Origin of the sequence: Streptomyces sp. Root1304 (assembly GCF_001426405.1) — a bacterium.
Taxonomy (GTDB): Bacteria; Actinomycetota; Actinomycetes; order Streptomycetales; family Streptomycetaceae; genus Streptomyces.
This window is the reverse complement of sequence record NZ_LMEP01000022.1, coordinates 418,968-440,159: the sequence shown is the minus strand read 5'-3', so window position 1 is coordinate 440,159 and position 21,192 is coordinate 418,968. Positions and strand designations below refer to the sequence as shown.

19 protein-coding genes are annotated in these 21,192 nt (G+C 73.5%); 12 read left to right on the top strand and 7 right to left on the bottom strand.

Translation table 11 applies throughout. The features are described from left to right. Positions 1 to 82: 82 nt before the first annotated feature. Entirely contained in the window at positions 83 to 976 is an 894-nt protein-coding gene (locus ASD33_RS21375) for an oxygenase MpaB family protein (protein WP_056562650.1), read from the top strand. Positions 977 to 1,001: 25 nt separating this feature from the next. On the opposite strand, the gene ASD33_RS21370 is transcribed toward ASD33_RS21375, so the two are convergent. Continuing rightward, positions 1,002 to 2,552 carry a M1 family metallopeptidase gene (locus ASD33_RS21370; RefSeq protein WP_056562647.1) on the bottom strand — a complete coding sequence of 517 codons (1,551 nt, stop codon included), beginning with the start codon at positions 2,550 to 2,552 and terminating at the stop codon, positions 1,002 to 1,004. A 237-nt stretch (positions 2,553 to 2,789) separates the two neighbouring features. Here ASD33_RS21370 and ASD33_RS21365 point away from each other — a divergent pair, with 237 nt between their 5' ends. The 7 genes from ASD33_RS21365 (at position 2,790) to ASD33_RS21335 (ending at position 10,233) form a co-directional block, all read left to right on the top strand. After that, complete coding sequence (locus ASD33_RS21365; RefSeq protein ID WP_107103777.1) at positions 2,790 to 4,784, top strand: Xaa-Pro dipeptidyl-peptidase; 1,995 nt, start codon at positions 2,790 to 2,792, stop codon at positions 4,782 to 4,784. After that, the gene (locus ASD33_RS21360) at positions 4,781 to 6,088 is read left to right on the top strand and encodes a M14 family metallocarboxypeptidase (protein WP_056562640.1); all 1,308 of its coding nucleotides are present in this window, start codon (positions 4,781 to 4,783) and stop codon (positions 6,086 to 6,088) included. The genes ASD33_RS21365 and ASD33_RS21360 overlap by 4 nt, the downstream gene beginning before the upstream one ends. Before the next feature lie 118 nt (positions 6,089 to 6,206). Further along, complete coding sequence (locus ASD33_RS21355) at positions 6,207 to 6,509, top strand: hypothetical protein (RefSeq protein ID WP_056562638.1); 303 nt, start codon at positions 6,207 to 6,209, stop codon at positions 6,507 to 6,509. 265 nt (positions 6,510 to 6,774) lie between these two features. Then, entirely contained in the window at positions 6,775 to 7,317 is a 543-nt protein-coding gene (locus tag ASD33_RS21350; protein ID WP_056562636.1) for a hypothetical protein, read from the top strand. 93 nt (positions 7,318 to 7,410) lie between these two features. Next, positions 7,411 to 9,048 (top strand): ABC-F family ATP-binding cassette domain-containing protein, encoded by a 1,638-nt coding sequence (locus ASD33_RS21345; RefSeq protein WP_056562634.1) that lies wholly within the window; start codon positions 7,411 to 7,413, stop codon positions 9,046 to 9,048. 82 nt (positions 9,049 to 9,130) lie between these two features. Beyond that, on the top strand, positions 9,131 to 9,835 hold the full coding sequence (locus ASD33_RS21340) for a 2-phosphosulfolactate phosphatase (RefSeq protein WP_347232296.1): 705 nt from the start codon (positions 9,131 to 9,133) through the stop codon (positions 9,833 to 9,835). Continuing rightward, positions 9,832 to 10,233, top strand: coding sequence for a hypothetical protein (locus tag ASD33_RS21335; RefSeq protein WP_056562631.1), 402 nt, complete (start codon positions 9,832 to 9,834; stop codon positions 10,231 to 10,233). The genes ASD33_RS21340 and ASD33_RS21335 overlap by 4 nt, the downstream gene beginning before the upstream one ends. A gap of 100 nt (positions 10,234 to 10,333) precedes the next feature. Here the strand turns inward: ASD33_RS21335 and ASD33_RS21330 are convergent, their stop codons facing one another. Both ASD33_RS21330 and ASD33_RS21325 read right to left on the bottom strand, forming a co-directional pair. After that, positions 10,334 to 12,814 carry a Tex family protein gene (locus tag ASD33_RS21330; protein WP_056562628.1) on the bottom strand — a complete coding sequence of 827 codons (2,481 nt, stop codon included), beginning with the start codon at positions 12,812 to 12,814 and terminating at the stop codon, positions 10,334 to 10,336. A gap of 121 nt (positions 12,815 to 12,935) precedes the next feature. Next, on the bottom strand, positions 12,936 to 13,802 hold the full coding sequence (locus ASD33_RS21325) for a hypothetical protein (protein ID WP_056562625.1): 867 nt from the start codon (positions 13,800 to 13,802) through the stop codon (positions 12,936 to 12,938). Positions 13,803 to 13,944: 142 nt separating this feature from the next. Here ASD33_RS21325 and ASD33_RS21320 point away from each other — a divergent pair, with 142 nt between their 5' ends. Together ASD33_RS21320 and ASD33_RS21315 are read left to right on the top strand one after the other, a co-directional pair. Beyond that, entirely contained in the window at positions 13,945 to 14,916 is a 972-nt protein-coding gene (locus ASD33_RS21320; protein WP_056562621.1) for a GlxA family transcriptional regulator, read from the top strand. Positions 14,917 to 14,982: 66 nt separating this feature from the next. Next, on the top strand, positions 14,983 to 15,627 hold the full coding sequence (locus tag ASD33_RS21315) for a DJ-1/PfpI family protein (protein WP_056562618.1): 645 nt from the start codon (positions 14,983 to 14,985) through the stop codon (positions 15,625 to 15,627). 3 nt (positions 15,628 to 15,630) lie between these two features. On the opposite strand, the gene ASD33_RS21310 is transcribed toward ASD33_RS21315, so the two are convergent. Then, positions 15,631 to 16,374 carry an enoyl-CoA hydratase/isomerase family protein gene (locus tag ASD33_RS21310; RefSeq protein ID WP_056562615.1) on the bottom strand — a complete coding sequence of 248 codons (744 nt, stop codon included), beginning with the start codon at positions 16,372 to 16,374 and terminating at the stop codon, positions 15,631 to 15,633. A 66-nt stretch (positions 16,375 to 16,440) separates the two neighbouring features. Between ASD33_RS21310 and ASD33_RS21305 the strand changes: the two genes are divergently transcribed. Next, positions 16,441 to 17,139, top strand: a complete 699-nt coding sequence (locus ASD33_RS21305) for a DUF308 domain-containing protein (RefSeq protein ID WP_056562613.1) — start codon at positions 16,441 to 16,443, stop codon at positions 17,137 to 17,139. Between the two features lie 130 nt (positions 17,140 to 17,269). Further along, positions 17,270 to 17,791, top strand: coding sequence for an ATP-binding protein (locus ASD33_RS21300; protein WP_242427165.1), 522 nt, complete (start codon positions 17,270 to 17,272; stop codon positions 17,789 to 17,791). Here the strand turns inward: ASD33_RS21300 and idi are convergent. The 3 genes from idi to ASD33_RS21285 form a co-directional block, all read right to left on the bottom strand. Continuing rightward, a complete protein-coding gene (gene idi / locus ASD33_RS21295) occupies positions 17,757 to 18,290 on the bottom strand; it encodes an isopentenyl-diphosphate Delta-isomerase (RefSeq protein WP_199863569.1) in 534 nt (177 codons plus the stop codon). The genes ASD33_RS21300 and idi overlap by 35 nt on opposite strands. A 239-nt stretch (positions 18,291 to 18,529) precedes the next feature. Continuing rightward, positions 18,530 to 19,777, bottom strand: coding sequence for a bifunctional class I SAM-dependent methyltransferase/N-acetyltransferase (locus ASD33_RS21290; RefSeq protein WP_056562606.1), 1,248 nt, complete (start codon positions 19,775 to 19,777; stop codon positions 18,530 to 18,532). 198 nt (positions 19,778 to 19,975) lie between these two features. Then, positions 19,976 to 20,917, bottom strand: coding sequence for a cation diffusion facilitator family transporter (locus ASD33_RS21285; RefSeq protein WP_056562603.1), 942 nt, complete (start codon positions 20,915 to 20,917; stop codon positions 19,976 to 19,978). Between the last annotated feature and the right edge of the window lie 275 nt (positions 20,918 to 21,192).

Here is a 21,192-nt window from a genome sequence, read left to right as displayed (position 1 = left end):
GGGGCCGTCACCGGAGGCCGCAGCGCCCGGGTGACGGCCCCTTCGTCATGGGTGCAGCCTGGTACATGTGAGGAGAGGCTCCGTGGAACGAGTCAAGCGCGTCGGCCGGGCCCCGGCGGCCGGCCGGCCGGGCGACCCGGTGCCGCCACCCGTCGGCGGGGTGCTGTGGAGCGTCGCCGGTGACGTCCGGGCGCTGCTCATGCTGCCCGCCGCCCTGACCATGCAGGTCGCGCACCCCGCGATCGGCGCGGGCGTCGACGCGCACTCGGTCTTCCGCACCGACCCCTGGGGCCGCGGCGAGCGCTCCCTGCGCTCGCTCCAGCTGTGGATCTACGGCGGCGAGGAGGCCGCCGAGGAGGGGCGCCGCCTGCGGGAACTGCACCGGACCATCCAGGGCACCGACGCCCACGGACGCCGCTACCACGCCCTCACCCCCGCCTACTACTCCTGGGTGCACGCCACGGGCTTTCCCATCTACACCTGGGGGCTGCGCCTCCTCGCCCGCCCCCTCACCCCGGCGCAGGAGCGGCAGCTGTACGCCGAGTGGCTCCAGGTCGGCCGCATCCTCGGCATCCACGACCGGGACATGCCGCAGACGATCGAGGAGTTCTGGCCGTACTACCGGAAGGTCCTCGCCGAGGAGCTGGAGGCGACCGTCGTCGTCCGGGAGCTCCTCGACACCGACCAGCCGGTGCCCGCCCCCGACCGGGGCCCGCTGCCGGTCCGGCTGCTCCTCCGGCTGCTCTGGCCCGTGCTGCGCCGGCCGTTCCTGCGCCTGCGGGCCTTCCTCACCGTCGGCCTGATGCCGCCGGACGCCCGGCAGGCCATCGGCCTGGAGTGGACGGACGCCCAGGAACGGACACTGCGCCGGTTCGCCCGGGTCGTCCGGGCCGTCGTCCCCGTCCTGCCGGAGCGACTGCGCTATCTGCCCCTCGCCCGGAAGGCCCGCGGGGCCGCCCGTCGCGCCGGGCGCTGACGGACGGCCCCACAGGTCCGGCGGCTCAGCGCCCGCCGTGCTCCCCGGTCTCGTGGACCGTGTTCGTCGCCGCGATCTTCTTCCATGACTTCGGCTGGGCCGGCTTCGGGGCCGTCGTCCGCGCGGCCGGACCACCGGACGCCGGTGCCGCCGCCGGGACCGACAGACCGACGGCCGCCGCCGTCGACGCGGACGGCTTCGACGGCTGGTACAGCCAGGTGTCGAACAGCTCGGCCAGCGGCTTCCCGGAGACGCGCTCCGCGTACCGTACGAAATCGGCCACGCCGGCGTTCCCGTAGGCGAACTGCTGCGGCCAGCCCTTCAGGATCGCGAAGAAGTCCTCGTCGCCGATCTCGTTGCGCAGCGCCTGGAGGGCCAGCGCGCCCCGGTCGTACACGGCGATGTGGAACTGGTCGTCCGCACCCGGGTCACCCGGCTTCACCGTCCAGAACGGGTCCTCGGCCGTCCGCGTGGCGTACACGTAGTCCGCCAGCTCCTGGGCCGTGCCCTCGCCCTCCTTCTCCGACCACAGCCACTGGCTGTAGCGGGCGAAGCCCTCGTTGACCCAGATGTCCTTCCAGCCGCGGACGGACACGCTGTCGCCGTACCACTGGTGCGCCAGCTCGTGGACGACCACCGACACGTTCGCGCCGTTGGCGAACTGGCGCGGGCTGTAGAACGGACGGGTCTGCGTCTCCAGGGCGAAGCCGCTGGTCACATTGGGTACGTAACCGCCGAGCGCGTTGAACGGGTACGGCCCGAAGACCCCCTCCAGCCACTCCGCGACCTCGGTCGTGCGCTCGATCGAGGCGCGCGCGGCGCCGTCGTTGTCCCCGAGGTCCTTGCTGTACGCGTTGAGGACCGGCAGCCCGTTCGCGGTCCGGTCCGTCGTGATGTCGAACTTCCCGACGGCGAGAGTGGCCAGATACGTCGCCTGCGGCTTGTTGGAGCGCCAGTTGAAACGCGTCCAGCCGAGGCGCGAGGACTGCGACTGGAGCACACCGTTGCTGATGGCCTGGGTGCCGTCCGGCACCTGGACGGAGACGTCGAAGGTGGCCTTGTCCAGCGGATGGTCGTTGGAGGGGAACCACCAGACGGCCGAATCCGGCTCCTGCGCCGCCACCCCGCCGTCCGGGGTGCGGGCCCAGGCCGACCAGCCGTCGATCTTCACCTCGGAGGGCTTGCCCGCGTAGCGCACGACCACCGAGATCGCCTTGTTCTTCTCCAGCGGGCTCGCCGGGGTGACCTCCAGCTCGTGGGCGCCCGAGGCGGCGAACGTCGCCGGGCGGCCGTTGACCCGCACCTCGCTGACCCGCAGGCCGATGTCGAGGTCGAACCGGGACAGGTTCTGCGTGGTCGTGGCGAGGATCGTCGCCGTGCCCTCCAGGAGGTCCGTGGCGGGCTGGTACTTCAGGCGCAGGTCGTAGTGGGAGACGTCGTAGCCGCCGTTGCCACTGGTGGGGTAGTAGGAGTCGCCGATGCCCGGGGCCCCAGGACTGAAGTCGGCCGCCGATGCCGGGATCGCCAGCAGCAGGGAGGCCGCGAGGGCGCTCGGAACGATGATTCTGCGGTGCACAGGTGCTCCCCAAGTCATAAGAAACGTAAGACGCGCGTGTGGTCGTCGGTCCTTAGTCCGGACACTATTCAGCCCCCCGACGCACCGTCACGTCCAGAGCACCTCCTGTCACACGATCGCCATTCGGCCGACACGAATCACATCGAAGGGCCCTGAGACGGGGTCACCGTCGGCACACGGGTCTCTCCGGCACTCTTTTGCACGGGAGTTGACCGGGGTACGTTCCCGCCCATGCCGATGCGAAAGCGGAGAACCCGCGGAGCCCGACTGCCGTACGGAACCCTCGTGGTCGCGGCCACCGCCGCCCTGCTCGCGACCCTGGTGACCCCCGCCGACGCGGGACCGGGGCCCGCCCCGCGCGAGTCCCGGCCCGTCCACTCCTACGCCGACGCGATCCGCGAGTCCGTCTGGGTCGACACCGGACTCGACGGCGACGGCGACGGCCGGACCGACCGGGTCGCCGTCGACATCGTCCGCCCCCGGGAACCCGCCGCGGCCGGCCGGAAGATCCCGGTCATCATGGACGCCAGCCCGTACTACGCCTGCTGCGGACGCGGCAACGAGGGGCAGAAGAAGACCTACGACGCCGACGGCAACCCCGTCCGGTTCCCGCTGTTCTACGACAACTTCTTCGTCCCGCGCGGCTACGCCTTCGTCGCCGTCGACCTGGCGGGCACCAGCCGCTCCGACGGCTGCGACGACGTCGGCGGCCGCTCCGACGTCCAGTCGGCCAAGGCCGTCGTCGACTGGCTGAACGGCCGCGCCCGCGGCTACACCTCCCGTACGGGGGAGACCGGAGCCCGCGCCACCACCTGGTCCACCGGGAACGTCGGCATGATCGGCAAGAGCTGGGACGGCACCATCGCCAACGGCGTCGCCGCCACCGGCGTCGAGGGGCTGAAGACGATCGTGCCGATCGGCGCGATCTCCTCCTGGTACGACTACTTCCACTCCCAGGGCGCCCCGCTCTACAACGCCAACCCGAGCTGGCTCTCCGAGTACGTGAACAGCCCCGAGGCGCAGGCCCGTTGCGGCGCCGTCCAGGACCGCGTCGCCGCCGGCACCCCGTACAGCGGCGACCGGACCGCGGCCTGGGCCGAGCGCGACCACGTCCGGAACGCGGGCAAGGTGAAGGCGAGCGTCTTCGTCGTCCACGGACAGCAGGACCTCAACGTCCGTGCCCAGCAGTTCGGTCAGTGGTGGGACGCGCTCGCCGCGCACGGCGTCGAGCGGAAGATCTGGCTCTCCCAGACCGGCCACGTCGACCCCTTCGACTACCGTCGCGCCGACTGGGTCCGCACCCTCCACCGTTGGTTCGACCACTACCTCCTCGGCTACGACAACGGCATCGACCGCGAGCCGGCCGCCGACATCGAGCGCGCCCCGGACCGCTGGACCACCGACCGGCAGTGGCCGCCGCGCACCACCGGCACCACCACCCTGCGCCCCGCCCCCGGCACCGAGGCCGGCCCCGGCGTCCTCGGCCGCACGGCCGCCGCCCCCGGCTCCACCGCGACCTTCACCGACGACCCCGGTCTCGGCGAACTCGACTGGGCCGCCGGGATCGACCGCGCCACCCCCGAGAAGGCCGGGTTCGTCACCCGACCCCTCTCCCGCGACCTGCGGATCTCCGGTTCCTCGAAGGTGACGGTCACCGCCACCCCGACCACCGCCACGGCGCACCTCTCCGCCGTCCTCGTCGACCTCGGACCCGACACGATCCGCGACTACGGCGCGCCCGGCGAGGGCATCACCACCCTCACCGACCGCACCTGCTGGGGGGCGAGCACCCCCGGTGACAGCGCCTGCTTCCTGGAGACCGAGGCGCGTACGGCGGACGTCGGGTACACCGTCGTCAGCCGGGGCTGGGCCGACCTCGGGACCTGGGCCGACCCGGGCGAGGAGCGCCCGCTGACCCCCGGCAGGGCGTACACGATGACGCTGGACCTCGCCGCCACCGACCACGTCGTCCCGGCCGGCCACCGGCTCGCCCTGATCGTCGGCGGCACGGACAAGGACCTGCTCGACCCTCCGTCGACCACCCCCACCCTGACCCTCGACCTGGCCCGCAGCTGGGCGAAGGTGCCGCTGGTCGGCGGCGCCGAGGCGTTCCGCCGGGCCACCTCGGGACCGCACCCCGCCGTGACGCCGCCCACCGCCGTACCGTCGCTGAGCGCCGCCGTACCGCCGGCCGGGGTCAGCGGTCCGCGCCTGCCCGGAGCCGCTCGATGAACCCCAGTACCGCACAGCGGAGTTCGCGTCGCACCCTCGCCCTCGTGGCGGGGGCCGCCGCCCTCGCGCTGCCGCTCGTCACCGTCCCCGTGAAGGCGGCGGACAGCGCGCCCGTGCAGCCGCTCCCGCGCACCGGATTCGAGGAGAGCCGGGGCGCCCGGTGGACCACCGAGGCCGAGGAGGGCGACTTCCTCGCGGCCGTCGCCCGGAGGGGCGAGCGGGTCTCGGCGCGAGTGATCGGCACCACCGCGCAGGGCCGCCCGCTCCGCCTCGTCGGCCTCGGTACGGGCCGCACCACCGTCCTGCTGGTCTGCAGCCAGCACGGGGACGAACCCGCGGGCCGCGAGGCGTGTCTGAGCACCGTGCGCGACCTGGCCTTCGCCCGGGACCCGGAGACCCGCCGCCTCCTCGCCCGTACCACCGTCCTCGTCGTCCCCACCGCCAACCCCGACGGACGCGAGGCCGACACCCGGGGCAACGGCGACGGGGTCGACGTCAACCGGGACCACATCGCCCTGCGGACCGCCGAGGCGCGGGCGGTCGCCGCCGTCATCCGCGACCGCAGGCCCGAACTCGTCTACGACCTGCACGAGTACGGAGCCACCCCCCGCTACTACGACAAGGACCTGCTCGCCCTCTGGCCGCGCAGCCTCGACGCCGATCCGCACGTGCACGACGAGTCGCGGACCCTCTCCGAGTCCTACGTGCGGCCCGCCGCCGGGGCCGCCGGATACAGCAGCGGCATCTACGGCATCTGGACCGACCCCCTCACCGGCAAGCCCCTCAAGCAGGTCGCGGGCGACGGGCAGGAGCGGATCCTGCGGAACACCGTCGGCATCAAGAACGCCGCCGGACTGCTCGTCGAGACCCGGGTGGACGCGCTCGACGAGGCCGAGCGGAACGACCCGGCACGCAACCACCGGCGTCGCGTCGCCTCCCATCTCGCGGCCCTGGAAGGCGCCTTCGCCTACGTGGAGGAGCGGCGCGTCCCCCTGGCCCTCGCCACCGCGACCGCCCGGCGCGCCGGACTCGCCGACCGGGGCCCGGTCTATCTCGGCGGCGCCGACAACGACCCGCCGGAGCCCTCGGAGATCCTCGCGGACCCGCCGTGCGGCTACCGGCTCGACGCCGCGCAGTACGCGGAGGCGGGCGACGAACTCGCCCTGCACGGAGTCACGGTCCGCGCCGAGGGTGCGGGGGCCTTCGTCCCGATGCGGCAGTCCCGGCGCGCGCTCGTCCCGCTGCTGCTCGACGGCCGCGCCACCTATCACCTCGTCAGTGGGAGTCCTGTGGAGGAGTGTTGACGATCGGGTGCCGTCGGCGCTCCCTGGCGTGGATCCGGCGTTTGCCGAGGTAAAGTTACCGGCTGGTACTGACCATACCTCGAACAGGTCCCCACGGCCTGGAAGTTGGAGACACGCCATGAGCCACACCACCACCGCACGCCGGTTCCTGCCGGCCCTGCTCGCCACGACGCTGCTCGCCGGGGGCGTGCTGCTCGGCCAGACGGTGACCGCCGCGCCCGCCTCGGCCGGCACCATCACCTGCAACATCAGCAAGCTGCGGGCGGACGCCCGCAAGGAGCGCGACCGCGCCGCGAAGCTCAAGCGCCTCGGCGCCACGACGGAGGCCCGCAAGGCCCTCGCCAAGGCCGACGCCCTGGAGCGGCGCGCCCGCCAGTGCGCCGACGCGGACAACAACAGCAAGCCCCCGCTCTGGAAGTAACGGGCGGTCACGCGGGGCGGGTACGGTCCGAAGGGGCCGCACCCGCCCCGCGGCCGTTCCCCCGGCGGTCCGAAGGAGCCAGGCCGGCGCCGCGGTCGAAGGAACGGCGAACGGCCCCGCCCCGCGGCCGTTCGCGGACCGAAATCGCTCCGCCGCCCGCCCTTCGCCACCCGTGACGATCACCCCGCGCCGCCCACCGGGACCGTTCCGGGACCGGGACATTTCCAAGACCCCCCGGCCACGGAAGCGCGGAAGACTCGAAGGCATGCCCGGCGCCTACACGACTCTCGACCTCGTCACCGACCACACCTCCGGTTCCGCCCCCGCCACCCCCGCGAGCGGTCTCCCCGCCGGGGGCTTCACCGCCCCCCGCCGAGACCCCGTCGACCTCCTCGTCGACGGCAGGCCCCTGCTCCGGCTGCTCGACGAGGCCGACGGCATCGACGCGGTCCCGCCCCTCGCGTCCGACCTCCCGCCCGTCCTCCGCGCCGACCACCTCCGCCGGCTCCTCGACCCCGAGCCCGCGTCCGCCGACGGCCGCCAGGTGATCTACGCCTGCCCCGACTGCGACGACCCCGGCTGCGGAGCCGTCACGGCCGTCGTCGCACGCGAAGTCGGCGAGGATGCGTACGACGAGGGCGACGGCGACGTCGTCGTATGGCGCGACTTCGCCTGGCAGACCGGCCCCACCGTCGACCCGGTCCGCGACGGCTACCCGGGCGTCGGCCCGTACCGCTTCCCCGGTGCCACCTACCGCTCCGTGCTGCTCCGCCTCCTCGGCTCCCCGGCGTGCCGCTCCGTCGCCTGAGGCCCCGCTGCCAAAGCCCCGCCAGGGGCCGCGGCCCCTGCCCTCCGGGCGGACGACGCCACGGTGACGACAGGGCCTAGGATTCATACCCTGATGACTGCAACCCTCGTCGCCAAGGACCTCGCCGCCGGCCACGGCGAACGCACCCTCTTCGCCGCGCTCGACCTCGTCGTCGCCCCCGGCGACGTGATCGGCCTCGTCGGCGTCAACGGCGCCGGCAAGTCGACCCTGCTGCGGCTGCTCGCCGGGATCGACACGCCCGAGGAGGGCGAGCTGCGGCTCTCCCCGCCCACCGCCGCCGTCGGCCACCTCCCGCAGGAGCCGGAGCGCCGCGAAGGCGAGACCGTGCGCGAGTTCCTCGCCCGCCGCACCGGCGTCGCCGCCGCCCAGACGGCCATGGACGAGGCCACCCAGGGCCTCGTCGACGGCACGCCCGGCGCCGACGACGCCTACGCGACCACCCTGGAACGCTGGCTGAACCTCGGCGGCGCCGACCTCGACGAGCGCGCCGAGGAGGTCGCCGACTCCCTCGGCCTGACCGTCGGCCTCGACCAGCCGATGACCTCCCTCTCCGGCGGCCAGGCCGCCCGCGCCGGCCTCGCCTCCCTGCTGCTCTCCCGCTACGACGTCTTCCTGCTCGACGAGCCCACCAACGACCTGGACCTCGACGGTCTGGAGCGCCTGGAGGCCTTCGTGAAGGGGCTGCGCGCCGGGACGGTCGTCATCAGCCACGACCGCGAGTTCCTCACCCGTACCGTCACCAAGGTCCTGGAACTCGATCTCGCCCAGCAGCAGATCACCCTCTACGGCGGCGGCTACGAGGCCTACCTGGAGGAGCGGGACCGGGCGAGGCGGCACGCCCGCGAGGACTTCGAGGAGTACGCGGGCAAGAAGGCCGCCCTCGAAGCCCGCGGCCACATGCAGCGGTCCTGGATGGACAAGGGCGTCAAGAACGCCCGCCGCAAGGCCACCGACGGCGACAAGCTCGGCCGCAACGCGCGCAGCGAGGCCAGCGAGAAGCAGGCCGCCAAGGCCCGCCAGACCCAGCGCATGATCGAACGCCTCGACGTCGTCGACGAGCCCCGCAAGGAGTGGGAGCTGCGGATGGAGATCGCCGCCGCGCCCCGCTCCGGCTCGGTCGTCGCGACCCTGCGCGAGGCCGAGGTGCGCCGGGGCGACTTCTCCTTCGGCCCCGTCACCCTCCAGATCGACTGGGCCGACCGGGTCGCCGTCACCGGCGCCAACGGTGCCGGGAAGTCGACCCTGCTCGCCGCCCTGCTCGGCCGGCTGCCGCTGGACTCCGGCGACGCGGTGCTCGGCTCGGGCGTCGTGGTCGGCGAGGTCGACCAGGCCCGCAAGCTGTTCCACGGCACGGAGACGCTCCTGGAGGCCTTCTGCGCCGCCGTGCCGGACACGGAGCCCGCCGAGGTCCGTACCCTGCTCGCCAAGTTCGGCCTCAAGGCCGTCCACGTGATGCGGCCCGCCACCACGCTCTCCCCGGGCGAGCGGACCCGCGCCGCGCTGGCCCTGCTCCAGGGCCGCGGCGTGAACCTGCTCGTCCTCGACGAGCCGACCAACCACCTCGACCTGCCGGCCATCGAGCAGCTGGAGTCCGCGCTCGACTCGTACACCGGCACGCTCCTCCTCGTCACCCACGACCGGCGCATGCTCGACGCGGTCCGCACCAACCGGCGCATCGAGGTCGCCGACGGCAAGGTGACCGAGCTCTGATGGTGCTCCGGCGCGGATCGGGTCCGCGCTCCGTCCCCTTCGGGCCGGGCCGGTGATGACCGTCTCCTTCGGCTGGGGGCCCGTGGAAGCACGGGTCCTCGCCCCGGCGGCCGCCTGTGTGGTCGTCGTCGACGTGCTGTCCTTCACCACCTCCGTGGGCGTCGCCGTCGAGGGCGGCACCGCCGTCCTGCCGTACCGCTGGCGGGACGCGACCGCCGCGGCGTACGCGCGGGAGAAGGACGCCGTGCTCGCCGTCGGCCGGAGCGAGGCCACCGCGGCCCACCCGTGGACGCTCTCCCCGGCCGCCCTGCGCGCCGCCCCCGGGCCGCCCCGGCTGGTCCTGCCGTCCCCGAACGGCTCCACCATCGCGGCGGAGGCCGCCTCGGGGGGCGCGGCGGTCGTCGCCGCCTCCCTGCGCAATCCCACGGCCGTCGCGCGCTGGCTCACCGACCGGGGCTACGGCACGGCGGACCGCCCGCTCGCGGTCGTCGCCTCCGGCGAGCGGTGGCCCGACGGCTCGCTGCGCCCGGCGCTCGAAGACCTGCTGGGCGCGGGAGCGGTGCTCGCCGCCCTCACGGGCCCGCGCACCCTGACCCCGGAGGCGACCGCGGCGGCCACGCTGTGGTCCGCGACCGAGGACCCGGCCGCCGCCTTGCACGGCTGCGACTCGGGCCGTGAACTGTACGAGTACGGCTTTCCGCAGGACGTGGCCGTGGCCGCCGAGACCGACGGCTCGACGACCGTTCCCGTCCTCGTGGACGGCGCTTTCCAGGAGGCAGCACCATGACCGACCTACTGACCCGGCTGACCGCGATGCTGGACGATCTGGACGCGGACGTCGACGAGACGATCGACCTCGCCGACGAGGTCGCGGCCTCGGGCGACGCGGGTCTCCTGCCCCGCCTCCAGGCGGAACTGGACCGCGCGCTCACCGAGCGGAACGCCTACGCCCGTGAGCTCCTCGGCGGTGTCCTCGCCGCCATCGGCGGCCCGGACGCCCTGCCGACGCTGATCCGCGCCTCGGCCGTCGACCTGGGCGACGACCAGGACGGCCTGGCCGCCGAGATCGTCGATCTGGTGCAGGCCGACCCGAAGACCGCGGGGAGCCTGCTGAGGCCCCTGACGGAGGACGAGGACCTCGCCGTCGCCAACCGCGCCGAGTGGGCCCTGCGCTTCCTTCCGTAACGGCGAGGATCCACGCGAGAACGCGGCTTCTCACGCGAGGAGGCCACGGCCCGACGGGCCGTGGCCTCCTTCGCTTCAGTGACAGCCCGAGGGCGGACGGTCAGCGGCGCTTGCCGCCGCCCTCGCCCAGGAGGCCCGCCTTGCGGAGGGCGTCGGCCATCGCGCTGTTCGCGGGCGCGGGAGCGGAGGACCGGTCCCGGCCGCCCTGCCCGCCGCGTCCGGCACGCTCGCCCTGGCCGCCCCCGGCGCCACCCCGGCCGCCGCGGTCGTTCTGCCCGCCGCGCTCGGTCCGGCGGCCACCACCGCCGCCACCGGCTGCTCCGCCGCCGCCCTGCCGCTGCTGCGGCGGCCGGCCGGAACGCTCGCCGCGTTCCCGGCGGGGCGCGCCCTCGGACGCCTCGGCGCCCGCCTGGTCATCGAGCCGCAGCGTCAGCGAGATCCGCTTGCGCGGGATGTCCACGTCCAGGACCTTCACCTTGACCACGTCACCGGGCTTCACGACCTCGCGCGGGTCCTTGACGAAGTTCTTCGACATCGCCGACACGTGCACCAGGCCGTCCTGGTGCACGCCGACGTCCACGAAGGCGCCGAACGCGGCCACATTGGTGACGACGCCCTCCAGGACCATCCCGGACTCCAGGTCGCCGATCTTCTCGACGCCGTCCTTGAAGGTCGCGGTCCTGAACGCCGGGCGCGGGTCGCGCCCCGGCTTCTCCAGCTCGCGCAGGATGTCCGTCACCGTCGGCAGACCGAAGGTCTCGTCGACGAAGTCGTCCGCCCGCAGCGAGCGCAGCCGGCCCGTGTCGCCGATGAGCGACGCGACCTCGCCGCCCGTCGCCTTCACCATCCGGCGCACCACCGGGTACGCCTCCGGGTGCACCGAGGAGGAGTCGAGCGGGTCGTCGCCGCCCCGGATGCGGAGGAAGCCCGCGCACTGCTCGTACGCCTTCGGGCCGAGCCGGGCGACGTCCTTCAGCGCCCGCCGGGAGCGGAAGGGGCCGTTGGCGTCCCGGTGCGCGACGATGTTCTCGGCGAGGCCGCCGCTGATGCCCGAGACCCGCGAAAGCAGCGGCGCGGAGGCGGTGTTGACGTCCACGCCGACGCCGTTCACACAGTCCTCGACGACCGCGTCGAGGGAGCGGGAGAGCTTCACCTCGGCCAGGTCGTGCTGGTACTGGCCGACGCCGATGGACTTCGGGTCGATCTTCACCAGCTCGGCCAGCGGGTCCTGGAGCCGCCGGGCGATGGAGACGGCCCCGCGCAACGACACGTCCAGGTCGGGGAGTTCCTGCGAGGCGAAGGCGGAGGCCGAGTAGACCGAGGCGCCCGCCTCCGAGACCATCACCTTGGTCAGGTTCAACTCGGGGTGCTTGGCCAGGAGTTCGGCCGCCAGCTTGTCGGTCTCGCGGGAGGCGGTGCCGTTGCCGATCGCGACCAGGTCGACGGCGTGCTCCTTCGCGAGCCGCGCCAGCTTCTCCAGCGCCTGGTCCCACTTGTTGGCGGGCACGTGCGGGTAGATCGTGTCGGTGGCCACGACCTTGCCGGTCGCGTCGACGACGGCGACCTTCACGCCGGTGCGGAAACCGGGGTCGAGGCCGAGCGTCGCCCGGGTGCCGGCCGGCGCGGCGAGCAGCAGGTCGCGCAGGTTCGCCGCGAAGACCCGTACCGCCTCGTCCTCGGCGGCCGTCCGCAGCCGCAGCCGCAGGTCGATTCCCAGGTGGACGAGGATGCGGGTCCGCCAGGCCCAACGGACCGTGTCCTGGAGCCACTTGTCGCCGGGGCGTCCCCGGTCGGCGACGCCGAAGCGGCCCGCGACGATTCCCTCGTACGAGGAGGGCCCGGGGGTCTCGGAGGGCTCCTCCGGCTCCAGGTCCAGGCTGAGCACGTCCTCCTTCTCGCCGCGCAGCATGGCGAGCACCCGGTGCGAGGGCAGGGCCGTGAACGGCTCGGTGAAGTCGAAGTAGTCGGCGAACTTCGACCCCGCCTCCTCCTGCCCGCCCCGGACCTTCGCCACCAGCCGGCCCCGGCCCCACATGCGCTCGCGCAGCTCGCCGATGAGGTCGGCGTCCTCGGAGAACTTCTCCGCGAGGATCGCCCGCGCGCCCTCCAGGGCCGCGGCGGCGTCCGCCACGCCCTTGTCCGCGTCCACGAAGGCCGCGGCGGCGGCCGCGGGCTCCACCGAGGGATCGGAGAGCAGGCCCTCCGCCAGCGGTTCGAGACCGGCCTCGCGGGCGATCTGGGCCTTCGTCCGCCGCTTGGGCTTGAAGGGCAGGTAGATGTCCTCGAGCCGCGCCTTGGTGTCGGCGGCCCGGATGCGTGCCTCCAGCTCCTCGGTCAGCTTGCCCTGCTCGCGTACCGAGTCGAGGACCGCCGACCGGCGGTCCTCCAGCTCGCGAAGATAGCGCAGACGCTCTTCGAGCGTGCGCAGCTGCGCGTCGTCGAGCATCTCCGTCGCTTCCTTGCGGTAGCGCGCGATGAACGGCACGGTGGAACCGCCGTCGAGCAGCTCGACGGCTGCCTTCACCTGTCGCTCGCGTACGCCGAGCTCCTCGGCGATCCTTGCTTCGATGGACGTCGTCACGGTGTCCCGACTCGCCTTCTCGTGCCTCAAGCTTGCGAGTGCATTGTGCCGGGTCGCTCACCCGTACGCGGTAACCGACCCTTCCCGCGCGCGTCCCGGGCGCCTTTCCGGCGCCCCCGGGTCACCCCTTGCCGACGAGATCCGCCGGGAAGGCGCCCGCGACGGCCGCCGTGACCAGGAAGCCGCGCCCCAGTTCGGTGAGCCGCTCGACGCCGGCCGCGCCGAGGTGCTCGTACGGGGCGGCGTCCAGCCGGTCGGTGTGCTCCTCGAGCTCGTCCCGCAGGGCCGTCCCCGAATCCGTCAGCTCGCCCTCGGCGTCGAGGAGTCCCCGCCCGCGCAGCCGCTCCGTCGCCGCGTCCCAGTCGGCGCGCCGCCAGCCCCGGGAGCCGAGCACCCAGCGCGGGCTCATGCCCTTGCCGGTGGCGGTGTGGGAGACGAGCGCCTCGACCGGGTCGAGTCCGGCGGACAGCAGGGCCGCGAGGTGCCCGTCGCCCCGGTGCTCGCGCAGCAGGGTGGCGGCGTACCAGTACGCGAGGTGGGGCTCCTCGGGTACGGGGAGGTCCGCGTTGGCCGAGTACAGCGGCCGGGCGTGCCGGGTGCAGGCCTCGGTGGCGCGCAGCGCGAGCCCGGCCGCCTCGGCCATCTCCGGGGAGGTGACGGTCTCCTCGCCGAGCAGCCGGCGCAGGGTCGCGTCGGCGGTCCGCAGCCGGGCGTCCAGCACCTCGGCGGGGGAGGCGGTCTCCCAGACGGCCGGGAGGTGGCCGGCGAGGAGGGCGTGGCTGTAGTTGTAGAAGGTCGCGGCGACGGTTCCGGCGCCCACCGCGCCGAGCGGGGCGCTGCGCGCGGCGAGCCGCATGGCGCTCAGGTCGGTGAAGCCGAGCGCACCGAACTCGCGGTCCATGTCGGGCGAGAAGTAGAGCGTGGAGTGGAGCGGGTTGAGGGCGTTGTGGCAGCGGCGTCCGGCACGCGGCGGCAGGGCAGTCGTCATGCACCGAAGGTTACCGACTGGTCGGTACGACGGGAACCGTCCGGAGCCCGCCGTACCCGGAGGACTGCGGGAACGGGGGATGGCAGAAAAGGTGGGCTCGGCGTCATTGCGGTCGCCGCCGCCCCGCTCCGAGGATGGAGCCATGACGCAGCGACCCGTCCTCGTCGTCCTCTTCGACGGCGTCCAGAGCCTCGACGTCACCGGCCCCTTCGAGGTGTTCGCCGGTGCCGCCCGCGCCGCCGGGGACCCGTCCGCGTACCCGGTCCGCACCGCCTCCCTGGACGGCGGACCCGTCCGTACGCACAGCGGTCTGCGGCTGCTCCCCGACACCACGCTCGCCGAGGCGGTCGCCGACGGCGCCCCGCACACCCTCGTCGTCCCCGGCGGCGACGGTACCCGCGCGCCGGACCCGGCCCTGATCGACTGGCTGCGCGCCCACGCCCCGGACGCCCGGCGCCTCGTCTCGGTCTGCACCGGCGCGCTGCTCCTCGCCGAGGCCGGACTCCTCGACGGACACCGGGCGACGACCCACTGGACGGCCTGTGACCACCTCGCCTGCCGCTACCCGGAGGTCGAGGTGGACCCGGACCCGATCTTCGTACGGGACGGGCGGCTCGCCACCTCCGCCGGGGTCACGGCCGGCATCGACCTGGCGCTCGCCCTCGTCGAGGAGGACCTCGGCCGGGACGTCGCCCTCACCGTCGCCCGCCACCTGGTCGTCTTCCTGCGCCGCCCCGGCAACCAGGCCCAGTTCAGCGTCCAGCTGGCCGCCCAGACCGCCCGCCGGGAGCCGCTGCGCGACCTCCAGCAGTGGATCACCGAGCACCCCGACGGGGACCTCTCCGTGGAGTCGCTCGCCGCCCGCGCCCGGCTCTCGCCCCGCCACTTCGCGCGCGCCTTCCACGCGGAGACCGGGGCGACCCCCGGCCGGTACGTCGACCGGGTACGCCTCGAACACGCCCGGCGCCTCCTGGAGGAGACCTCGCGCGGCGTGGAGGAGGTCGCCCGCGCCTCGGGCTACGGCACTCCGGAGGGGATGCGCCGCGCCTTCACCAGGACGCTCGGGACGCCCCCGGCCGAGTACCGCCGCCGCTTCCACGCCCCCGGCACCTGAACGCCCGCCGGCCGGGTGCGCACGCACCCCGCCGGACCGACGCCCACCGCACCGAAAGGGATCAGCATGCAGATCGCCGTCCTCCTCTACCCGGGCTTCACCACGCTCGACGCCGTCGGCCCGTACGAGCTCCTCGCCCGCCTCCCCGGCGCCGAGACCGTCTTCGTGGCCAAGGAGACCGGCCCCGTCCGCAACGACCAGGGCAGCCTCGCCCTGGTCGCCGACCGGACCCTCGCCGAGGTGCCGGCCCCGGACATCGTCCTCGTCCCCGGCGGCCCCGACGCGCGGACGGCCATGAACGACCCGGAGATCGGGACCTGGCTCCGTACCGCCGACGAGACCAGCACCTGGACCACCTCGGTCTGCACCGGCTCCCTGATCCTGGCCGCCGCCGGGCTCCTCGACGGCCGCCGCGCCACCACCCACTGGCTCGCCCACGAGGAGCTCAAGGCACTGGGCGTCGAGCCCACCGGCGAGCGGGTCGTCTTCGACGGCAAGTACGTCACCGCCGCCGGCGTCTCCTCCGGCATCGACATGGCCCTGCACCTGCTCGGCCGGATCGCCGGGGACGAGACCGCCCAGACGATCCAGCTGCTCACCGAGTACGACCCCCAGCCGCCGTACGACGCGGGCTCGCCGGAGAAGGCTCCGGCCGCGATCGTGGCGCACTGGCGGGGCGAGCGGGCCGAGGGCCCCGGCAGCGAGGGCTGACCCTCAGCCGCCGTACGTGAACCGGGGCGCGCGGCGTTCCAGGAAGGCGGCGACACCCTCCGCGGTGTCGCCGCTGCCGCGCGCCTGCTCCGCCCAGTGGGCGTCCCGGTCGAGCCGCCCGTCGGCGAACTCCTTGGCCGCAGCCTGGGTCAGCAGCGAGCGGGAGGCGAGCACCCGGGTGAACGCGGCCACCCGCTCGTCCAGCTCGCCCGCCGGGTGGAGCTCGTCCACGAGCCCGGTCCGCAGCGCCCGGTCCGCGTCGATCAGCTCACCGGAGAAGAGCAGGTACTTCGCGGCAGACGGGCCCACGAGCGCGGCGAGGCGGCGGGTGGACGAGGACGGGTAGACGATGCCCAGCTTCGACGGGGTGATCCCGAAGCGGGCGCCCTCCTCGGCGAAGCGCAGATCGCAGGCGGCAGCGAGCTGGCTGCCCCCGCCGACGCAGAAGCCCCGGACGGCCGCCAGGGTCGGCCGGGGAAAGGCGGCGAGCGCCTCCTCGGCCCGTACCGCGAGCGCCTGCTGCTCGTCCCCGGGCTCCCGGAGCGCCGCGATGTCGGCCCCGGCGCAGAAGGTGTCGCCCTCGCCGGTCAGGACCAGGACCCGTACGGCCGGGTCGGCGGCGAGCCGGTCGAGGAGGCCGGGCAGGGCGCGCCACATGCCGGCGCTCATCGCGTTGCGCTTGGCGGGGTTGGCGATGACGACGGTGGCGATCCCGTCCGTGACGCTGGCCTTCAGCTGCGGCTCCATGGGCCGGATGCTATCCGGCGGGCCTGATCGTACGATCAGGAAGGGGTCGTCCCGAGGAGGCACCGCATGGCCAAGGACGCCCGCGAGCGGCACGGGGAACCGGACCCCGTCCGCGAGATGACCCGCAAGGGGAAGCGGCTCAGCCGCAGCTTCAGCTGGCTCGCCGTGCTCGGTGCCCTGCTGGTGCTCGGCGGGATTGTCGGCCTGATCTACACCGGGGTCGCCACCCTGACCTCGATGCTGCTCTTCGGCTGGCTGCTGCTCATCGGCGGTGTGGTGGGCCTGCTCCAGGCCATCCAGTCGCGCGGGACCAACTACTTCTGGCTCGCCGCGGTGGTGGCCGCCCTGAACATCGCGGCAGGCGTCGTGGTGATCCGGCACCCGCAGGGTTCGGCGGAGGCCCTGACGATGTTCGCCGCCCTGCTTTTCCTGACCGGCGGCCTCTTCCGGCTGGTCGGCAGCGTCGTGGTGCGCGGACCGCAGTTCGGCTGGACGCTGCTCCAGGGTGCGTTCGGGCTGCTGCTCGGTCTGCTGGTCCTGTTCGACTGGCCGCACAGCAGCCTGTACGTTCTCGGGGTCTTCTTCTCGCTCGCGCTGCTCTTCGACGGCCTCGGCCTCATCGCGATCGGGGTGGGCGGCCGGAGGATCGTCAGCATGGTGACCCCGCACCCGGCGAAGGGCCCCGTCGGCACCCCCTCGGACGGCTCCCCGGCCGAGGTCCCTCCGGAGCGGTCGGAAAGCGCGCCCGATCAGTCGAACAACTGACATCGGCATACTCACCCGATCAGAACGCGGCCGATAAGTGTCGACTTCTGGTCAGTAGGCCGGTACGCCCACGCGGATTGCCAAGACTCGATCCGTGGCGAGAATCGAGCACGAGGGCGGGAACCGGACCGTGGAGCATCACGGGGACGTCCCCGTCCGGCAACCGTCCTACGAAGGAGTCTGGCGCTTCACCGCTGCCGCGGTCGACGTCTCCGTCCCGCAGGCCCGGCACGCCGTACGCGACCTGTTGGTCCGCCAGGGCGTGCCGCTCCATGAGGAGATCATGGACGGCCTGCTGCTGATCGTCTCCGAGCTGGTGACCAACGCCGTACGGCACGCGGCGCTGCTGTCCCCGGAGATAGCGGTCGAGGTGGCCATCGGACCCGAGTGGGTCCGGGTGTCCGTTGAGGACAACCACCCCTACCGGCCCAAGGCCCTGGAGGCGGACTACGGGCAGACCGGCGGTCGCGGTCTGCTCCTGGTCCGGGAGATCGCCCAGGAGTCCGGCGGCGCCTGCGACGTCGAGCACACCGCGAGCGGCGGGAAGATCATCTGGGCGGCGCTGCCCCTGGCCCCGATGGCACCGGGGCCGGGAGGCATGCCTCGCACTCCGACGGTCACCAGCCCCCGGACGGACCCGTCAGTTCCCTGACGGCCGGCCGCGCCGCGTCGAGCACCGTCATGAACCAGGCGGAGAACGGCGCGGCGGCGTGGCGCTCGGCGAGCTCCTCGGGGGTCACGAAGACGGTGTCCTCGATCTCCTCGGGGTCCGGCTTCGGCTCGGCCTGCACGAGGCCGACGAAGAGGTGGTTGAACTCCTGCTCCACCAGGCCCGAGGCCGGGTCCGGGTGGTTGTAGCGGACGGTACCGGCCTCCGCGAGCAGCGAGGGCGAGACGCCCAGCTCCTCGAAGGTGCGCCGGGCCGCCGCCGCGAAGGGGGCCTCGCCCGGGTAGGGGTGGCCGCAGCAGGTGTTCGACCAGACGCCGGGGGAGTGGTACTTGCCGAGCGCGCGGCGCTGGAGCAGCAGCCGGCCGGACTCGTCGAAGAGGAAGACGGAGAAGGCACGGTGCAGCAGGCCGGGCGCCTGGTGCGCGGCGAGCTTCTCCGCCGTGCCGATCGTCGTCCCGTCCTCGTCGACCAGTTCGAGCATGATCGACGCCGGGGCTCCGGACGGTTGGACACCGTTCGACGCGATCTCCGGCGAGATCTGAGCCGCGGTGGCTGGTGTGGTCGGCATACCCATCCTTCGCTTCGGTCCTCGGCCCCGGTGGGGGAACCTCAGTCTGCCGTACAAAAGCGGCTTGTCCGTACTTCGTCGGCCGGACGTGGCCGCTCCCGCCGCGCCGGAACGGGACCGGCGCGGCGGGAGCACAAGGGGCGAAGTCGGTCTTACACCCCGAAAGCCTCCGGATAGACGAGCGTGCCGGACGGAACGGGCGCGGAACCGTCGAGGACGAGCGCCATCATCGCCTCGTCCGGTACCTCGAAACCTGGCTTGATTCCGTACTCAGACGCACGTACGAACCCGAACCGCGGGTAGTACGTCGGATGGCCCAGGACGAGGACGTGCGGCTCCCCGCGCAGCCGCGCCGCGTCCAGCACCGCCCGCACGACGGCCTGTCCGGCCCCCGAGCGCTGGTGCTCCGGCGCCACCGAGACCGGCGCGAGCGCCGCGGAGGGCACGCCGCCCACCAGGCAGCGGGTGATCAGGGCGTGCGCCGCGACCGAGCCGTCCGGGGCCTCGGCCACGAACGACAGACCGGGCAGCCAGGCGTCGGCGTCCCGGCGGAGCGCGTCGACCAGATCGGCCTCCGCCTCCGACCCGAAGGCCGCCCGCACGACCCGCCACACGGCCCCGGCCTCCCCGTCCCGCTCCGGACGGACGGTCCAGCGCGGATCGGCGGGCCGCAGGACGAAACCGGCGTACCCGTAGTCGGAGCCGTGCTCGCGCCGCAGCGCGATCTCGGCGCGTGCCCCGGCCACCGCCTCGGCCGTGCCCGGCACGGTGAGGTCGGCGGCGTCGGCGTGCGCCGCGAGCGGGACGTAGTACTCGTCCCAGTCGCTCTCCGGCTGGAGGAGCGTCGCCACCACGTGGTAGCCGGCCCCGACCGCCGCCGCAGTGTTCGCGGTGACGCCACGGAGCGTGTAGTGCTCCTCCCAGAAGGCGCGTGCCGTCGGACCCGGCTCGTCGGTGGTCCACACGCACTCGGTGAGGACGAGGACGCCCCCGGGCGCCAGGAGCCTGCGCCATTCGGTCAGCGCCCGGTCGAAGCCGAGGACGAAGACCGAGCTCTCGGCCCAGACCAGGTCGAAGGAGCCGTCGGGGAACGGCAGCGCGCCCATGTCGGCGCGGAGGGTGTCGATCGAGCCGTCGAGCCCGCGGGCGGCGGCGGCCTCCCGCAGTTCGGCGAGGAACGGCTCGTGGGTGTCGACGGCGGTCACTTCTGCGCCCGCCTCGGCCGCCAGGAGCAGCGCGGAACGGCCGGGGCCGCAGCCCAGGTCGAGCACGCGGGGACGCTCGGGAAGCCGTCCCGCCAGTGTGAGGAGCCGGCGGGTGGTGGTGTCGGAGCCGGGGCCCTGCCGCGGAAGACCGTGGTGCAGGGCGAAGAAGGCATCGTGCAGTGCGTTGTCGGACAACGTGGGAAACCCTTGTGTGAGAGGGCCCCGGCCGACGACGTGACGTACCGGTGTGTGGACCGGGATCAGGTCAGCCGGAGACCCGGAGGCTGAGGGACGACCGGGCGCTGCCGCTGCGGGCAGCCTCCATCGCGACGGTCATCAACCTCAGCTCCTCTCTTCACGCGTTCGTACGAAGAGACTAACAGCCGGCCGTGGTCAGAGACAGAGCTTGGCCTCGTGCTCCGCGTGCCCGACCGGCTCCAGCTGGAAGGTGCAGTGCTCCACGTCGAAGTGGGACCCCAGGCACCCCTGGAGGGAGTGCAGCATCTTCTCGTGCCCGACCGAGTCCAGCGCGCCCTGGTCCACGACCACGTGCGCGGAGAGCACCGGCATGCCCGAGGTGATCGTCCAGGCGTGCAGGTCGTGCACGTCCTCGACGCCCGGCAGGGCCAGGATGTGCGCCCGTACCTCCGCCATGTCGACGCCCTTAGGCGCCGCCTCCAGGAGCACGTCCAGCGTCTCGCGCAGCAGCTTGAACGTACGGGGGACGATCATCAGGCCGATCACGATCGAGGCGATCGGGTCCGCGTACTGCCAGCCCGTGGTCAGGATGACCGTGGCCGCGACGATCACGGTGACCGAGCCCAGGGCGTCCGCGAGCACCTCCAGGTAGGCCCCCCGCACATTGAGGCTCTCCTTCTGGCCGCGCATCAGCAGCGACAGCGAGATCACGTTCGCGACCAGACCGATCACCGCGAAGGCGATGGCGAGCCCGCCCTTGGTCTCGGCCGGCTCGATGAACCGCTGGATCGCCTCGTACAGCACGTACCCGCCGACGACGAGGAGCAGCAGACAGTTGGCGAGTGCCGCCAGGATCTCGGCCCGCGCGAACCCGAAGGTGCGGTTCCCGGACGGCGGCCGGTTCGCGAAGTGGATGGCGAGCAGCGCCATCGCCAGGCCGACCGCGTCGGTCGCCATGTGCGCCGCGTCCGCGATCAGCGCGAGGGAGTCGGCGGCCAGACCGCCGATGATCTCGATCACCATCACGGAGAGCGTGATGCCGAGCGCGATCCGCAACCGGCTCTTGTACGCGGCGCCCGCGGTCCCCGTCGGCGGCGGGCCGCCGTGGCTGTGCCCGTGGTCGTGTCCAGCCCCCATCGCGTGGCCTCCAGATCGTGTCGTCTCGTGTGCCCCGGTTCGCAAGTGAACTACGGGTGGGGGGTATGTGCAACACGGTACTGAACACCGTTGTCATATGCTCTGACCTGCGGCGATGCAGGCAGGACCGGCCATGGCGGGAAGGCGTCGCCGAGGGCCCTCGCGCGGGCCCGCGACGGTGGTTTGTGAGCCGGGCCGCCGATCGCCCATGATGATCTCCGCAGGGCGCGGCGCACCCGTACGGACACGGTTGGGCCCGGGGGAGTCCTGCCCGC

Excerpts from the sequence above, each read along its gene's own strand:
- ASD33_RS21365 (WP_107103777.1), top strand. The coding sequence starts at position 2,790 with ATGCGAAAGCGGAGAACCCGCGGAGCCCGACTGCCGTACGGAACCCTC.
- ASD33_RS21335 (WP_056562631.1), top strand. The coding sequence starts at position 9,832 with ATGACCGACCTACTGACCCGGCTGACCGCGATGCTGGACGATCTGGAC.
- ASD33_RS21360 (WP_056562640.1), top strand. The coding sequence starts at position 4,781 with ATGAACCCCAGTACCGCACAGCGGAGTTCGCGTCGCACCCTCGCCCTC.
- ASD33_RS21350 (WP_056562636.1), top strand. The coding sequence starts at position 6,775 with ATGCCCGGCGCCTACACGACTCTCGACCTCGTCACCGACCACACCTCC.
- ASD33_RS21315 (WP_056562618.1), top strand. The coding sequence starts at position 14,983 with ATGCAGATCGCCGTCCTCCTCTACCCGGGCTTCACCACGCTCGACGCC.
- idi (WP_199863569.1), bottom strand. The coding sequence starts at position 18,290 with ATGCTCGAACTGGTCGACGAGGACGGGACGACGATCGGCACGGCGGAG.
- ASD33_RS21345 (WP_056562634.1), top strand. The coding sequence starts at position 7,411 with ATGACTGCAACCCTCGTCGCCAAGGACCTCGCCGCCGGCCACGGCGAA.
- ASD33_RS21320 (WP_056562621.1), top strand. The coding sequence starts at position 13,945 with ATGACGCAGCGACCCGTCCTCGTCGTCCTCTTCGACGGCGTCCAGAGC.
- ASD33_RS21285 (WP_056562603.1), bottom strand. The coding sequence starts at position 20,917 with ATGGGGGCTGGACACGACCACGGGCACAGCCACGGCGGCCCGCCGCCG.
- ASD33_RS21325 (WP_056562625.1), bottom strand. The coding sequence starts at position 13,802 with ATGACGACTGCCCTGCCGCCGCGTGCCGGACGCCGCTGCCACAACGCC.
- ASD33_RS21355 (WP_056562638.1), top strand. The coding sequence starts at position 6,207 with ATGAGCCACACCACCACCGCACGCCGGTTCCTGCCGGCCCTGCTCGCC.
- ASD33_RS21305 (WP_056562613.1), top strand. The coding sequence starts at position 16,441 with ATGGCCAAGGACGCCCGCGAGCGGCACGGGGAACCGGACCCCGTCCGC.
- ASD33_RS21310 (WP_056562615.1), bottom strand. The coding sequence starts at position 16,374 with ATGGAGCCGCAGCTGAAGGCCAGCGTCACGGACGGGATCGCCACCGTC.